The organism is Oceanococcus atlanticus (assembly GCF_002088235.1).
In the GTDB taxonomy this organism is placed as follows: Bacteria; Pseudomonadota; Gammaproteobacteria; order Nevskiales; family Oceanococcaceae; genus Oceanococcus; species Oceanococcus atlanticus.
Genome location: NZ_AQQV01000001.1, coordinates 1,549,095 through 1,563,663, shown reverse-complemented (window position 1 = coordinate 1,563,663; position 14,569 = coordinate 1,549,095). Strand labels below are relative to the sequence as shown.

Annotated in this window: 11 protein-coding genes; 3 read left to right on the top strand and 8 right to left on the bottom strand. The window is 62.3% G+C overall.

The annotated features are described in order from the left end of the window. Positions 1-25: 25 nt before the first annotated feature. Positions 26-610 carry a TetR/AcrR family transcriptional regulator gene (locus tag ATO7_RS07250; RefSeq protein WP_240499424.1) on the bottom strand — a complete coding sequence of 195 codons (585 nt, stop codon included), beginning with the start codon at positions 608-610 and terminating at the stop codon, positions 26-28. 180 nt (positions 611-790) lie between these two features. Between ATO7_RS07250 and chrA the strand changes: the two genes are divergently transcribed. The 3 genes from chrA to ATO7_RS07235 are packed head-to-tail and all read left to right on the top strand — an operon-like array spanning position 791 to position 3,692. After that, positions 791-1,987: a chromate efflux transporter gene (chrA, locus tag ATO7_RS07245; protein WP_083560918.1), complete on the top strand. Its 1,197-nt coding sequence runs from the start codon at positions 791-793 to the stop codon at positions 1,985-1,987. 38 nt (positions 1,988-2,025) lie between these two features. After that, positions 2,026-2,820, top strand: a complete 795-nt coding sequence (locus ATO7_RS07240) for a L,D-transpeptidase Cds6 family protein (RefSeq protein WP_158523091.1) — start codon at positions 2,026-2,028, stop codon at positions 2,818-2,820. Then, a complete protein-coding gene (locus ATO7_RS07235) occupies positions 2,817-3,692 on the top strand; it encodes a hypothetical protein (protein WP_083560915.1) in 876 nt (291 codons plus the stop codon). Before ATO7_RS07240 ends, ATO7_RS07235 begins: the two co-directional genes overlap by 4 nt. On the opposite strand, the gene ATO7_RS07230 is transcribed toward ATO7_RS07235, so the two are convergent. Genes ATO7_RS07230 through bcsD form a run of 7 tightly spaced genes read right to left on the bottom strand, consistent with a single transcriptional unit; the run spans position 3,683 to position 14,530 of the window. Further along, positions 3,683-4,099 carry a hypothetical protein gene (locus tag ATO7_RS07230; RefSeq protein ID WP_083560913.1) on the bottom strand — a complete coding sequence of 139 codons (417 nt, stop codon included), beginning with the start codon at positions 4,097-4,099 and terminating at the stop codon, positions 3,683-3,685. The genes ATO7_RS07235 and ATO7_RS07230 overlap by 10 nt on opposite strands. Continuing rightward, a complete protein-coding gene (locus ATO7_RS07225) occupies positions 4,093-8,055 on the bottom strand; it encodes a cellulose synthase subunit BcsC-related outer membrane protein (protein WP_083560911.1) in 3,963 nt (1,320 codons plus the stop codon). Before ATO7_RS07225 ends, ATO7_RS07230 begins: the two co-directional genes overlap by 7 nt. Continuing rightward, on the bottom strand, positions 8,052-9,146 hold the full coding sequence (bcsZ, locus tag ATO7_RS07220; RefSeq protein WP_083560909.1) for a cellulose synthase complex periplasmic endoglucanase BcsZ: 1,095 nt from the start codon (positions 9,144-9,146) through the stop codon (positions 8,052-8,054). Before bcsZ ends, ATO7_RS07225 begins: the two co-directional genes overlap by 4 nt. Before the next feature lie 8 nt (positions 9,147-9,154). Next, positions 9,155-11,344 carry a cellulose biosynthesis cyclic di-GMP-binding regulatory protein BcsB gene (locus ATO7_RS07215; RefSeq protein ID WP_083560907.1) on the bottom strand — a complete coding sequence of 730 codons (2,190 nt, stop codon included), beginning with the start codon at positions 11,342-11,344 and terminating at the stop codon, positions 9,155-9,157. Further along, positions 11,341-13,455 carry a UDP-forming cellulose synthase catalytic subunit gene (bcsA, locus tag ATO7_RS07210; RefSeq protein ID WP_083561046.1) on the bottom strand — a complete coding sequence of 705 codons (2,115 nt, stop codon included), beginning with the start codon at positions 13,453-13,455 and terminating at the stop codon, positions 11,341-11,343. The genes ATO7_RS07215 and bcsA overlap by 4 nt, the downstream gene beginning before the upstream one ends. A gap of 53 nt (positions 13,456-13,508) precedes the next feature. Further along, positions 13,509-13,988 carry a hypothetical protein gene (locus ATO7_RS07205; RefSeq protein WP_083560905.1) on the bottom strand — a complete coding sequence of 160 codons (480 nt, stop codon included), beginning with the start codon at positions 13,986-13,988 and terminating at the stop codon, positions 13,509-13,511. A 44-nt stretch (positions 13,989-14,032) separates the two neighbouring features. Next, positions 14,033-14,530 (bottom strand): cellulose biosynthesis protein BcsD, encoded by a 498-nt coding sequence (bcsD, locus tag ATO7_RS07200; RefSeq protein WP_146680188.1) that lies wholly within the window; start codon positions 14,528-14,530, stop codon positions 14,033-14,035. Positions 14,531-14,569 lie beyond the last annotated feature (39 nt).

Genomic DNA, 14,569 nt, shown 5'->3' with positions numbered 1-14,569 from the left:
CCTTTGCGGGGTTGCAGCGAGCGGTTTATGCGCTACGCCGCACCGTTTCGACGTCGGCAGGAATCAGACTTTCCATGCACAGACGTACGTACTCGTTGAGGGCACGACCGCGCGGCAATGCATTGGGATCATCACTGCGCAGCTGCAACGTGCCCATGAAAGTGGCGTAGGCAAACATGGCCCAACGCCGCGCCTCCTCCGGCGCAAATCCGAGTGCCGCATAGCACTCATATAAGAATTCGAGTCTTTTCTTGGCCACACGTTCTACTACGGGGCCAACCCGCGGATCGGATGAGGCGGCAGCGAAAACACCGGTCAGGCGCCCGTTGCGCAAGCCCGAATTGGCCACCCGGAATACCTGCTGAAGGCGCTGGCGCGGGTCATCGATATGCGCCACCTGACGCACCACCTCGGTGGTTTCCTGCGCTTCCCAGGCCTTGAGGGCGGCCTGCAGCAAGGCATCGCGGTTCTGGAAATGCCAGTAAAAACTGCCTTTGGTCACGCCGAGCTTACGCGCAAGCGGCTCCACCGCGACCGCTTCGATACCACCTTCGGCAATCGCGTCGAGGGCGGCTTGCGCCCAATCTTCTGCGTTAAGCGAGTTTTTCACTGTCCATACGGATTCGTATTGGTGCGTCGCATCATGACACATACGCTAGCGTATGGCAAAGCGCGCAAGCACCCGCGCCGCCCGCAAAATTCAATCTGGCCCTGGACAATCAAACGGTGGCAGACTTCGCCTCACGCCTCGCCAGGCTGTGCCGAATCTTCGCATCGAATTGGAACCAGAATGACGCGTCCAGACCAGAGCGGGTCCGTACTCGAGGTTTTTAGCGCCTTTCTCAAACTCGGGCTGACAGCATTTGGCGGCCCGATTGCGCACCTGGGTTATTTTCACAGCGAATTCGTCGAGCGACGCCGCTGGCTGAGCGAAGCCGCCTATGCCGAGTTGATTGCACTGTGCCAATTCCTGCCGGGCCCGGCCAGCAGTCAGGTCGGGTTTGCGTTGGGCATGCAACGGGCAGGCCTGCCAGGCGGTCTTGCCGCCTGGACTGCGTTCACCTTGCCGTCTGCGGCACTGCTGGTCTTTTTCGCCAGCCTCGCTAGCCAGATGGACAGCCCCATGGCGCAAAGCGCACTGCATGGTTTGAAGCTTGTCGCCGTGGTGGTTGTCGCACATGCGCTGTGGGGTATGGCGCAAAAGCTTTGCCCGGACCGCAGCCGGGCTGCGATCGCGCTGGCAGCGCTGGTGCTGGTCACGCTGTTGGCCAGTGCCGCAACCCAACTGGCGGTGATCGCCATGGGCGCGACCCTGGGACTGCTGTGCTGCTCGCCATCCGCCCCGCAAGAGGCCGCCGCGCCGTCCTACCGGGTCTCACGCGGCGTCGGCGCATGCTGTCTTGCGACCTTTGTCATCCTGCTGCTGGGTTTGCCAACAGCCTATCTGGGCGGTGTGTCGCCGGGCGCTCAGCTCTTCGATGCGTTCTATCGCGCCGGAGCCATGGTGTTTGGCGGTGGCCATGTGGTTCTGCCACTGCTGGAAGCCCAGGTGGTCGACAGTGGCTGGGTCGGCGAGGATGCTTTCCTGGCCGGATATGGCGCGGCGCAGGCCGTCCCCGGCCCGTTGTTCACCTTCGCGGCCTATCTGGGCGCAGTCGGCACGCCGCTGGGTGGCCTGAGCGGTGCAACCGTGGCTTTGCTGGGCATCTTTGTTCCCGGGCTATTACTGCTGGTCGGGGTAATGCCCTTCTGGAACCAGTGGCGGCAACATCGTCTGGCTTACCCGGCCATGGCCGGAGCGAACGCGGCCGTGGTTGGCCTGCTGGCGGCGACCTTGTACCACCCGGTGTGGACGTCCGCCGTGCTCACGCATGGCGATTTTGCCATTGCCGCGGCGGGGTTCGTGATGTTGCTGGTATGGCGCACACCAGCCTGGCTGGTGGTGCTGACCACGGTCGCGGCTCGGGTCCTGCTTGACGTAGTGTGAGCAGCCCCGCAATGCGTCGCCAACCGTATAATGCAGGCATGAAACAGTTCTCTGCATGGGTCGCGCTGCTTGCATTGAGTCTTGCCGTCACGACGGCGAACGCCTCCCCCAGTGCCATCGAGCAACGCATCGCACAGGGCGATTTTGCCAATGCCCTGTTGCTGTGCGAGCAACAACTGGCCGATGATCCACACAATGCTTCAGTGCTGTTTCTCAAGGGTGTGACCCTGGCCAAGCTACAGCGCCCCGATGGCGCAGCTGCAATCTTCGAAGCGCTTACAGCGCGCTATCCAGGCTCGCCCGAGCCGGCCAACAATCTGGCCGTTGTGCTCACCCAAATGCAGCGCCAGGACGATGCCCTGCGGGTTCTGCGTGAGCTGGTGCAGCGCCATCCCGGCTACGCGCCCGCCCATGACAACCTGGCCCGCCTGCATGCTGGCATGGGGCAAACACCGGTTACCACCAGCGCCATCACACCTCGCCTTCCCAGTCAGGGCCCCGCGGCGGCCATGAGCACCATCGAAGCGTGGCGCAGCGATTGGCAGGCTGGCCGCGTACAGGCCTATCTGGCGCATTACGCCGATGACTTTCGCCCTGACCAGAACACCACGCACGCGCAGTGGATGGCACAGCGACGCGCCCGTGTCCGGCCAGACGCCTCTCGGCGTATTCAACTGAGCGATTTCAGCACTCAGACGTTAAGCGACAACAGTGTTCGAGTCAGCATGACCCAGCGCTATCAATCGGCGCGCTACAGCGATACCGTGCGCAAGCAACTGACCCTGCGCCAAACAGCGGGCGGCTGGAAAATCACCCAGGAACGCAGCCAATGAACACTTTGCGCGTGGCATGGGTGGCCATGATGATCAGCGGCGTGCTGCTCATGGGAGGTTGCGGCTCGCAAACCGACGCCATCAGCCGACCTGACTTTGATGGCAACCAAGTTGCCAATGGCGGCATTTTCCGCACCGCCATTCGCGCCGGAGACGGTGACTCGCAATGGATTTTCATGTTCGGCGAAGAGCAGGATGCCGGTGCCGATAACCGCATTGTTGCCTACCGCTTGGGCGACAACGCCGATGAATTCATCAGCGGCCGCTTCGTGACCAGTCTGGACAGCGGCGTGCGCCGCGCCAATGTCTTGTGGGTCGACACCGTCGAAGTCATCCCGGACGAAGACACCCCCGAAGATGAGCTGCCCGAGGAACCGGAATTCGAGCGCCGCGTGCGACCGGCGGTGCTGGATGTGCTGATCCAGGACGAAGAACATCTGCTCGGCACGCTGTCAGGCGAGGGCATCGACGCGACGGTGGATGGCGATTATCAAGACGCCTGGTACGAGCGCCCTGCGGGCCATGGCATCGTGGCAGGGGAATGGCGTGACCTGGATGCCTTCGGGCGTGAGAACATCAGCATTGCGATCAACAGCGAGGGCGGTTTTGGCGGCCGCACCATTGACGATTGCACGCTCAGCGGCCAGTTCACAGCCATCAATGCACGCTTCAACCTCTATGAGGTGATCATTGCCAACCTGTGCGATGAAACCCTGGATGCCACCGGCCTTGCCAGCGTTCGCCCAGCATCCTCAAGCACAACACCGGGCAGCGTCTCCACCCTGGTGATGGTGGTGCCGCTACGCGATGGCAGCGATATCCTGGGTTTTCAGCTGGCCGCGGAAAGCGAACCGGACGGCTTTCAGCGCTGAGGCGCGGGCCACAGCGGCGGTACATCAGGCCAGCGTTGATCGAAGTCACGCGTCACCCGGCGTGTCGCAGGCTCAGCCGGGAGCCGGCCCTGATTCCAGTCGCGCAAATCACGCAGGTTGCTCTCAATCATCAAATGCGTGGGCGCCAGCCGGTGCGCCCGCTCAAGCAAGGCCAAGGCTTCGCTGTAGTTGCCGGCATCGGCCTGACGAACCGCCAGATTGTTGAGCGTAACCGGATCAAACGGATTGCGTGACAATTCGCCCTCAAGGGCACGAATGGCCTGATCCAGCGAGCGCCCGACGACCAGCTCATCAACCAGCGCATCCTGCGCCGTGGTGCCGCCGCCCCAAGCCAACAACAGGGCCGCAAGGCCGAGGCGTAGCTTCAAATGCAATCGCTTCACCATGCCCAGGCTGCCCCTTGCTGAAATGCGCGACCAGTGCGGGCCTGGCGCCCGAGTCCACCGGCAAAGTAATAGCTCAGACCGGCCGTAAGCTGGTATTCACGAAAATCACGCGCGTTGTCCAATGAAAAACGCCCGGTCAGCGCGAGGTGATCGCTGATCGGACGGCCGAGTTCCGCGCTGACCAGATAGCTGATGCCGGAGGTGTCGCCGCCGCCATAGCCCGAAGCCAGATCACGCCCGGGCTCGGCCAGGATCAGTGCATCCAGCTCATCCTGAAGCACCGCGCTTGAAGGGAACCAGGCCGCACCATCTTCACGAAAAGTCTGGAAACCAACCGCCGTGTTTATTCGGTAGCTCACGTCGCGCCAGCTGCCCGAAAGCTCCACCGGCAGCACCGCCGCAAGGAAGAACTGCGGGCTGAAGTAACCCCCATGGCCAAAACTGAAATGACGCTGGTTCTTGTCGAAGTGCAGGGCGGTGATGTTGAAACCGTAAGTCACTTTGGCCTGAGCGGACAGCCGATTGTGCAGGTAGACCCCGCCACTGAAGTCTGCCGTGGTGTTTTCGTCCACATTGCGCCCATCAATCTGGCCCATGCGCAGTTCGGCATACAGCCCGCCCTGCTCGGTATCACGGGTCAGCCCCAGTTCCAGAGCCGAGCGGCTCATGCCCCCCCAATTCAATCCGAGCAGTTCATCACGCAGACCGGCATAGGACAGCAAGCTGTCGGTCAGCGGCTCACGCCCCATACCGATATGGCCCTGCCAGATGTCACCCTGTGGGCGCCAATCAACACGCCCCATCAACCGTTCCTCGGGAAAGCCCAAGGGGGTGGTGCCGATGCTGGCTGACAACTCACCCAGGCGATAGCCGAGTGCAACACTCAAGCCGGATTCCGACACACCAATGCTGTCAGCCTCGCCACCGCCGATCAGGGCCAATGTGCCTGATCTCTCGCGTTGCTCACCTGCCAGATCGCCGGCACTCAGAAACACCGGGGAAACGGCAACAAAGCCCTGGCCCGCACGCCGCGCGTGGCCCACATAGCGAAAGTCCACGCCGGTTTCAGCCAGCCGCGACAAACCCGCTTCACCCTCGCGCACGCGGGCCCGCACCCGGGCCTGAATCTGATTGGTGGTCTGGCTCCGCAAGCGCGCGATGCGCAGATCCAGCGGCGCATCACTGTCATCGACCGTCGCCGGCATCGGCGCACCAAACGCCGGGCTTAAATTCGGCGCCAAGCGCAACGCCGTGCCCGGCACTTGGCGCGAGATACCGCTGTCTTGCCCCTGGCCTGTACGCAAGCTGGGCGCACCATCAAGACGCAAGATGCTGATCGCGCTCAGTGCCGCAAACGGGCTACCCGGCGCGGCCTGCGGCACCGAGAACGCTGACGGGCGCGGACGCAGAGGTGGCGCCCACGCGGCGCCATCAAGCGAGGCCTCGTTAGCACCCTGAATCATGCGCAAACGTGGCGCTTGAAGCTCTTGCATCGCCCGTGGAGAACCTTGTGCAGCACGCTCAAGCTGAGCGAAATGCAAGGCCAGCCCACTCTCACCGCGCCGTTCAGCCAATTGACCCTGCAATGCAAAGTAGCGCGGGTCGCGCTCGTTAAGGCGCTTCAAACGACGCAAACCCTGCTGGGCCGCGGCCTCATCTGCGCGTAGCAGGGCCGCTTGTACGCTGCCGGCCAGAGCATCGATGTTCTCGGGGTCGGCGAGCAAGGCCTTATCGAACAGGGCTTGTGCGGCCGGTCCATCACCGGCGTCGACAAACACACGGGCCAGCGCCTGCATCACGGCCACATCTTCGGGGCGGCGCTCGACCACGTCGCGCAACAGCTCATACGCAGCGGCCAGGTCGCCACGTTGGCGGGCACGGTCGGCCAGACTGATGCGATAGCCGGCTATCAAGGTTTCCAGCTGTTCCGCCTGCGTGGCTGATAATGGGGCACTCAGCAAGCTGTTGGCCTGGGCCTCAAATTCAGCGCCCTGATTCAGGCTGAGCAGCAACCCGGCATATTGCAATTGCTCATCCAGGCCGGGCGAAGGGCGATCCAGGGCCTGACGCATATAGGCCATGGCCCGTGCAGCATCACCCAGTTGTGCCCAGGCTGCGGCCAAGGACGCTGCGAAGGCGCGTTCCTGACCGGCCTCACGCGCGGCGGCGGATAGCGCAGCATCGGCCACCTGTAGCAGGCCTGCGGCGTGCGCCGCACGTGCTTTGGCGATGTGGTACTCAACCCATGCGCGCCTCTGCAAGGCGCGCGCATCTGGCGAAATCGCCTCTGTCGGCAAGTCTTGCAGGCCCACAAGCACCGCAAGCCACTGTTGCAGTTCAGCCTGCATGAAGGCCACCGCAAGCCGCGCCTGAGGGTCACGGCGGGCATCACGTTGCAGGGTGCTCAGTACCTCTTGCGCCTGATCATCCTGGCCAAGCTGACGCATCACGCGGAACAGGTCCAGGCGCAGCCACGGATCGCCCGGCGCCAGAGTGATCGCGCGCTGCAAATCTGTCTTGGCCGTGGAAGCGGCCCCGCCGCTGAGTGCTGCACTGGCACGCCGGCGCAATTCGGCAGCCTGGGCCGGGCGCAACACGGCCTGCAGGTCTTCATGGCCGCTGGCAACCAGCCGCTCGGCCTCGCTCAGGCGCCCTTGCGCCACCAGAATCTGCGCTTGCAGACGGTTGGCGTCCAGGTTGTCCGGACGCGCTGCGAGAACCTGCCGGAGCTGGGCGCCGGCCTCCTCAAGCTGCCCCTGGTCGCGTAAAGCAAGCGCATACGGCAGGCGCAGCAGCGGATCGAACTGTGCCGGCGGCGCGGCGAAGGCATCAGCGTATAAACGCAGAGCCAAGGCCTGATTCTGCCCCTGGCGAGCATTCTCGGCCGCGTTGTAGCGATTGTAGAACTGCGCCTCACGCAAGGCCGGACGCCACTGGGCCGCGCGCGAGGGCGCACGTTCAAGCGCACGCTGGAGAAGCTGCGCGGCCTGCTCGTGCTGTTGCAGACTGAGCGCCGCCATACCCTGGCCGGCCAGCGGAATGCCACTGTCCGGATAGCGCTGCGCCAGTTGCTCGAAATACGTTTGAGCCTGGCGCGCCTGGCCACGCTCAAGCAGGGTGTAACCCTGGACTGTGGCCTGATCGATTTCGGCCACGCGCTGACGTTGCTGCAACGTGTTCAAAGAAGCCAGTTTGGCTGCCACCTCCGCATCATCCGGCCAAACCGCGAGGTAGCGGCGCAACAGACTGGCGTCAGCGGGTGTCAGCTCGAGCCACAACAGCGCCTGTTTGCTGGCCTGCTGCAACGCCACCGGATCGACGGCAGTTGGGGCGAGTTCCAGCAAATCCCGGATGCCCTGGCGGCGCCAGCGCGGCTCGTAGGTTTGCAAGCGGGCCAGACTCATGCGCAGTGCGAGATTGTCTGGCTGCTGAACGGCCATACCTTGCAGTGCATCGATCGCCTCGCGCCGGTACTGCGGATCACCAGCCAGGCCCTGGTAATACTCAATCTTCAGCGCGTCGTCGCCGGGCGGCTGTGGGAACGCTTCACGATAGGCGATCGCGGCCTGCTCATAGCGCCCCGCACGTGCGGCGGCACGGGCACGCGACAGCGCGTCGGTCTGAGCCCGCTCACGGGCGCGCTCGCTGGCCGCCTGATCGAGAAAACGCGACGCCGGATTGACGCTTTCCAGCCGCACACGCATCCGCTGTGCATCGGCGTGCTGCCCAGTTTGGGCATACAGCAGGGTCAAGCGCGCCAGGGCCTCTTCGTTTTCGGCATCCACGGCCAACACGCGCAACCAGGTTTCGATGGCCAAACCTTCTCGCCCGCGTTCCTGCCACTGCCGCGCCCGTTCGGCCAAAGCCTCAACAGCCGGGTCGTTGCTCTGAGCGAACACCGGTGAGGCCATCTGCCACAGCATGGCGGCGAGCAAAGTCACAAGCGGCCATTTCATGGCAGTACCAATTCACCCCGTTGGTTAAAGCGAAAGCGCTTGTACCGATAGCCTTCGGCGAACAAGGCCAGAACCTGGTCATAGTAGCGCGCGGGCTGACCCAGCATTTCACCCTGGCGCACGGCTGCCACGCGCTGGTCGAATCGTTTGCTGAGGCTGCGCGCGCCCGCCGCTTCGCTGAACATGGCCATGACGGCATCAAATCCTGGCGGGCCGATACCGTCTTTCCAGCCGGTCGCAACATCCCAGCGCTCCGGCATGTAGCCAAGCGGCCTGAGATAACGCACAACAGGCGTCATCACGGCGAGCAAGTCTTGTGATATCGGGTCATCCGGAATCTGCATGGCAGCCCACAGGTAGACCCGGATCGCATCGTAACTGCCCAGGGTGCCGGTCTGTGCGTCAGGACGAAAACCCTGCGCTGTGACTTCAACCCAGTCAGGTGGCAAACCGCGCGGCGAACCGGCTGCGATCATGGCAACGGCATGCTGCGCGATGTCATTCCAGCGTTGATCCAGCAGCGCAAACCGGCGCATCTGGAACAACGGCAGATAACTCGGATTCAAACGTACGCCGGTGCTGGTCAAGAACCCGTTGGGCGCCGGCAGCAAAACCGTTTGCGCCTCCAGCGTACGAATACACTGGGTAGATAGCTGATCCAGAACCTTGCGCCCCAGCTCTGTGTAGCTCGGCACCTTCCACAGCCTACCGGCTTCAAGCAGGCTGTAGGCGATAAACATGTCCGCATCGCTGGCCGAGTTGGCATCCAGCACGCGCCAGTTGTCAGTCTCGGCATCACGCCCCCACACCCAGGCCGGCAGATGGGTCGATAAATCACCGTTGGCCAGATTGTTTTCCAACCAGGTCAGGATGCGCCCAAACTGCTCTCGATCACCGGCGACCAAGGCGAAGAACAGGGCGTAGGCCTGGCCTTCAGAGACCGTGCGACCATCGCCTGTCCAATCCACCACACGGCCATCGTCCTGCACAAAACCGGCTTTGAAAGCCGACCACAGCGGCCATTGCGCCTGCGCCGTAAAGCTGAACATCAGCAAACCCAGCGTCAGGTATATGGCACGAATCGCAGACATGACCGTCCCTAGCGTGCCGAATCACGCGCAGCCAGACTGGCCCGCACCACAATGATGAACAGCAGCACGGCCAGCAGCAGCAGCGGCACGATGATGTAAGGATGCGCGCGCAACCAGGTCAGCACACGGTAATCCCATGGCAGCTGACCAACCGCGTAGCGAGGGCCAAGGTCGTAACCACTGACCTGATCGCCGTTGAACAGCGCCAGATCGCCACGTATGTACTGGGAACGCCCGGGTTCGATCAGGGCGGATGCAGCCGCTGGCAGATCGGCATCAGCCCCACCGGCCAGCACGACGATGCTGCGCCCGGCAAAATGTGGCGATTCAAAAGCCATCAGTGCTGCAAGATCACGCCCCGCGCGCAAGGCCACCTCGCCCGCGTGCTGACGTGCGCCGTCCAGGTCACGCTCGTCCATCCAGGCCTGGAAACGCTCAACCCAGGAATCACGACGCATGAGCACATCATCGGCATTGAAGCTGAGCGGCATCCGCTCGGCCCAAACCTTAAGCGACGGCAAACTGTGCGCTTTGCCGATGACCAGCAGGTCGCGGTCAAGCTCGCTCAAATTTGAGCTGTCGCGGTAGCTGGCGATACGCAGCAAGGGCAGGCCACCCTCGCGCCCCAGGTAGCCGGCCAGACTCAGCGCGGCGCTCAGATCTTGCTCGTCAGCGGTGGCCGGCAGCACGAATGCGGTCTGGCTGCCATCGGCGAAGCGGGTGAACGGAAAGCCGCCGTCACGCAGCAAATGCAGATCCGGCATGCGCGCGTAGTAAGCGGTGCGCGGCAAATCGATGCGCGCTTGCTGATCGATAGACCCCTCCCACTGGGCCTGTGCGTAAGCCTGACAGGCGCGCTCCGTGTTTTTAACGAAATTGAACTGCCAGTCGAGCCGGTTGCGGTGGGTGAACTGGCTGGCCGGCAAGCCCATACGCGCATCCACGGCAGAGCCGCCAAAAGGACGTTCCAGCCGGAGCTGGTCTGCAAACTGTCCGTTGAGTATGGCGCTCAGCGTTGAGCCGCTGTCGACCGCGACCATGGACGCGCGGTAATCAAACTTGAGTGTCGGTGATGCGCTGTTCAGGAAGAACAGATCGGGCGGCAGTCGAAATTCCACGTCAATCGGGCCAGCCGAAAGGCCGCGGGCGGTCAAAGCACCGGCCATCAGCGGGGTCAGATCCAGCTCGCCAGCCACCGGCTGCAGCCATCGCGGCGAATCATTCAGCCCCCGCGGCGCAGGCAAGCTAACGGTTTGCAATTCGGCACTGCTGCCGGACAGCCCGGCATAGCCGTAAACCAGTGCACGCGCGGCATCTGCAACCTGCCGGGCGTCGAGCGCACTGATCACCAGCAAGCTGGTGGCGGGCATCTGAGGATGGGCCATTAAATCCACACGAGGACGCGGCCCCGGCGGCGCCAGGCCCAACTCGGGAAACTGCTGAGCAGAACTGCGCAACACAATGGCCGGCCCGCGCTCGGGCAAACGCCCCAGAAAAACCGGGAATTCTGCACCGCGGTAATCCGCCTGAGCACCGAACCACGACGCCACAACCAGTGCGGCATCCACCACTTCATTGGACGGTGAGGGCGGCAAGCTGACCGGTAAACGCACCCGGCGCGGATCCGCAGCATCAAAAAACGGCGCGGGCAGATGGCGCAGGTCCAGAGGCAAAGGCAGCTGCGACAGGGACAGATCCAGCTGGCTGTGCTGGCTGATCTCCAGCCACAAGGCCGCACTCAGCGGATCCTCGCACTCTCCTTCGGCCTGTGCGGCAAATTTGCCGATGAACTCGAAACGCAGCTGATTGAAGACCACGAACAGGGTCGGGTCGATACGAAAACGACGTGTCTCGCCACCTGCTGCATCACTCTCCAGCCGCCAGCTTTGAACGATTTCGTCGTTGAGGTACACGTTGACCTGACTGCGGGCGGCGGACAGCATCGGTGAGGCACGGTAACTCACCGCCAACTCGGCATCCTTTACCAGCTGATCATTGCGCACTGCGAAGGGCAACGAATATTGCGCGTGGGCCGTGCGCAAACGCAGCGGCGCCTGGGCCCCCATATCCTCAAGGGTGAAGTGACGCGCAGCATCATCGGGCCGGGCAACCGGTACAGCGCCGTCATCGTGCTGCGCCCAAGCGGGCCCGCTCAGCGCCACGGCGGCTGCGATCAGAATCGTGTTGGCTAATTTCATGTTGTTCTGAACCGGACGAAGGAAACAAGACTCTGGATCAGCGTGCGCACAAAAATACGCCCGCCTTCGAGTCCGAAACTGGCGACCTCGGCCAAGGCCTTGAGCGGCCGATCGCGGTTTTCGCGATTGCGCCAATTCAACCACGCATCCGCACGGCCGAAAATTACATAGACCAGAAAACTCTGCTCTTCGATGTTCAGATCATGGAATTGCAAAGCAACGCCGTCATCGTCCAGGCGCCGTACGGTGGCCGGCAGCCACAACATGCGTCGCTCTGGCAGCAGCGCGATCTCGACCTCATCACCACGCTGCAAGTCGAGCAATCCAAGATTGGTAAACGCGGTGCCGCCGAGCGACAGATCAGACGTTTCGCCGACCTCAACCACCGCATCGTCATCGGCGCCACGCATGCGCAGCAGTGCCGGCACCTGGGTCTCGATGCGCACTTGCTCACGCCGCTGCTGGCTTTCTGAAGCCACCCGCAATGCCGCGCCAAGAATGATCAGGTTGTATACCGTCCAACCCATATTGAGCAGCAGGGTTTCCACTTCGGCCTCAGGTCGCAGCATGCGCCATAAGCCCACCAACATGCCGAGGATGCTCATCCCGAACAGAAACAGATACGGTTTGGCGATATCGGCATCAAAATAATCCCGATCAATCACCCCGCCTTTCGCCGTGACATTGAAACTGCCGAGCTTCGGATTGATCAAGGCCAGCGTGGTTGGAATGATGATGAATACGGCCAGCACGGTCTCGTACACCTCGGCCCAGAACGAGTGCCGGTAAGGCCCCTGGATGCGCGAATTGGTCATCGTGGCCATGAACAGGTGAGGCAGGGCAAACGCCGCAATCATCAAGCCGTTGCCGGCAATCACCTTGGCATCCAGCAGCAGGTACGCCAACGGCGAGGTGAGGAAGATCAAACGCGGAATGCCATAGAAAAAATGCAGCATGGCGTTGGTGTAACACAGGCGTTGACCAAGCTTGAGGCCCCGCATCAGCATCGGATTATCACGGCGGAAGATCTGCGCCATACCGCGCGCCCAGCGAATACGCTGACCGATGTGTGCCGACAGGGACTCCGTAGCCAAACCCGCAGCCTGCGGGATATTGATGTAAGCGCTCTTCCAACCGCGCGAATGCATTTTTAGCGAGGTGTGCGCATCCTCGGTGACCGTTTCGATGGCAATGCCACCAACCTGTTCAAGCGCGGTGCGCCGCAGCAGGGCACAGGACCCGCAGAAAAACGTCGCGCCCCAGTAATCATTGCCATCCTGTAACAGCCCGTAAAACAACTCGCCCTCGTTAGGGGCCTTGCGAAACAAGTCGAGGTTGCGCTCGAAGGGGTCGGGTGAGAAGAAATGGTGTGGGGTCTGCACCAGCGACACCTTCGGGTCGTCAACCATGGTGCCCACGGTCAACTGCAGAAAAGACCGCGTCGGAATGTGATCGCAATCAAAGATGGCGATGAGCTCGCCGCGGGTGTTTTTCAGCGCCGCGTTGATATTGCCAGCCTTGGCATGTTTGTTGTCGCTGCGGATGACATGCTCGGCACCAACTTCGGCGCAAAAGGCGGCGAACTCGTCACGGCGCCCGTCATCCAGAACGTAGACCTTGATTTTGTCTTCCGGCCAATCCATTTTCAGCGCAGCCAGAACTGTCGGGCGCACCACACTGAGCGGCTCGTTGTAGGTGGGGATAAACACATCCACCGTGGGCCATAGACCGGGATCGTCCGGCAGTTTGAGCGGTTTTCGCCGGCGCGGTGCAATGATCTGGAAGTAACCCAGCACGAGAATGGCCAGGGCGTAGAGCTCGGCGCCTAACAATCCCGCCGCCATCACTCGATCCAGCCAGCTGAAACCTGCGCCCAGCGGCAGGGTTTCAGTCACCCGCCAGAACAGATAGCGCACCGTGGTCAGCACTGAGATCACGATCAGCGCATATGACACCCAACTGCTCTTGATGCGCCGGTTGAGAAACGCGCCGAAAATTACGCTGCCAACACCAAAGGCCAGCTGTCCGCTGAGGCTCAGCGGCGTGACGATGACCATCACGGAAACACTGAGCAAGCCACCCAACATCAGCAGCAAATTGAACCCACGCATCAGCGAGTTTCGCCCAGTAGCATGCTGATCAAAGCCCTGCGCGGCCGGCAAGACTACTTCTGCCCGCGGTTGATACCCTCGGAGCGACCACTGAGGTGGCTCAGAATCTGGCTCAGATCACGCTTGACGCGTTCATCCTGGGTGTGTTGCCGATCGGCTTGACGCGGTGCCAGATGAAGGTCGATTTGTACCTTGCGCGCCGCCCGCGCGGGCGCGGTCGCCTGCAACCGCGAGAACACCGAGGCCAGGGACTCGGTGTAACCCTGATCGGGTTCGGGTGCATCCGCAGGATTCGCTGTGATCTCGGCCGGATGCGGTGCTGGCGCAGCGTCAGCCCTGGAGGCTTTGGGCATAGCCGCAGAGGGTGCGGCCGGCGCCTTGGCCTGCTCCGGTGACGAACTGGCACGCGCGGTTTTTACCAGGCGCAAGCGTTTGTGCTGCGCTAGGCTGCCGGTGTCTCGATAGTCGAAATTCTCCAAGCCCAGGGCGCGGAGCATCGAATCGATATCGTCTTTGGACTCATGGTCACGCATAAGACGGGCTAAACCACAATGTGAATTTGGATAGATACGCCCGATTATAGTTGTTCCGAGAACGAATTCACGTGAGCCAGACGAAATTTCATCAGATTGTCGGGCAGTTCATCAGCCAAGACCTGCCGCACATCGAGTTCCTGGGTCGCCCCCATGTCACGTAACCACTCGGCAAACAGGCCCTCCAAAATGGCCGGCGCCCAGTCTGAGGAACTCGCGCCCAGCAGGGTGGTGAGGGGGTTGTCGCCAACCACGATGGACACATGATCCTTGGCCACCTCCAGGCGCACCCAGCCCCAGTCCATACTCAGCAACTGTGCGTTGATGGCGGCTTCGAAGTCTTCAATGGTGGTGCAGCTGGAGAGCGGGAGGGCCGCGCCAATCTGACCACCTGCAACATGGGCCAGCGTGCGCAATTGGCCATGATCAACGTTGTCGCTGAGAACCATGGCCATACCCCGCAGCAGGGGCGCTGTTGCCGGCGTGCGCTTGAGATGGCGCAGGTATTGAAGATGCTCGTTGAGATAGTTATCAGTAGCCACGGTCACCCTGCCGCAGAAAAAGGATGACGTCAGTGTAGC

What these genes read in the sequence shown, in the direction of transcription:
- ATO7_RS07205 (WP_083560905.1), bottom strand. Translation starts at nt 13,988, where the DNA reads ATGCGTGACCATGAGTCCAAAGACGATATCGATTCGATGCTCCGCGCC.
- bcsZ (WP_083560909.1), bottom strand. Translation starts at nt 9,146, where the DNA reads ATGTCTGCGATTCGTGCCATATACCTGACGCTGGGTTTGCTGATGTTC.
- bcsA (WP_083561046.1), bottom strand. Translation starts at nt 13,455, where the DNA reads ATGCGTGGGTTCAATTTGCTGCTGATGTTGGGTGGCTTGCTCAGTGTT.
- chrA (WP_083560918.1), top strand. Translation starts at nt 791, where the DNA reads ATGACGCGTCCAGACCAGAGCGGGTCCGTACTCGAGGTTTTTAGCGCC.
- ATO7_RS07230 (WP_083560913.1), bottom strand. Translation starts at nt 4,099, where the DNA reads ATGGTGAAGCGATTGCATTTGAAGCTACGCCTCGGCCTTGCGGCCCTG.
- ATO7_RS07240 (WP_158523091.1), top strand. Translation starts at nt 2,026, where the DNA reads ATGAAACAGTTCTCTGCATGGGTCGCGCTGCTTGCATTGAGTCTTGCC.
- ATO7_RS07235 (WP_083560915.1), top strand. Translation starts at nt 2,817, where the DNA reads ATGAACACTTTGCGCGTGGCATGGGTGGCCATGATGATCAGCGGCGTG.
- ATO7_RS07215 (WP_083560907.1), bottom strand. Translation starts at nt 11,344, where the DNA reads ATGAAATTAGCCAACACGATTCTGATCGCAGCCGCCGTGGCGCTGAGC.
- ATO7_RS07225 (WP_083560911.1), bottom strand. Translation starts at nt 8,055, where the DNA reads ATGAAATGGCCGCTTGTGACTTTGCTCGCCGCCATGCTGTGGCAGATG.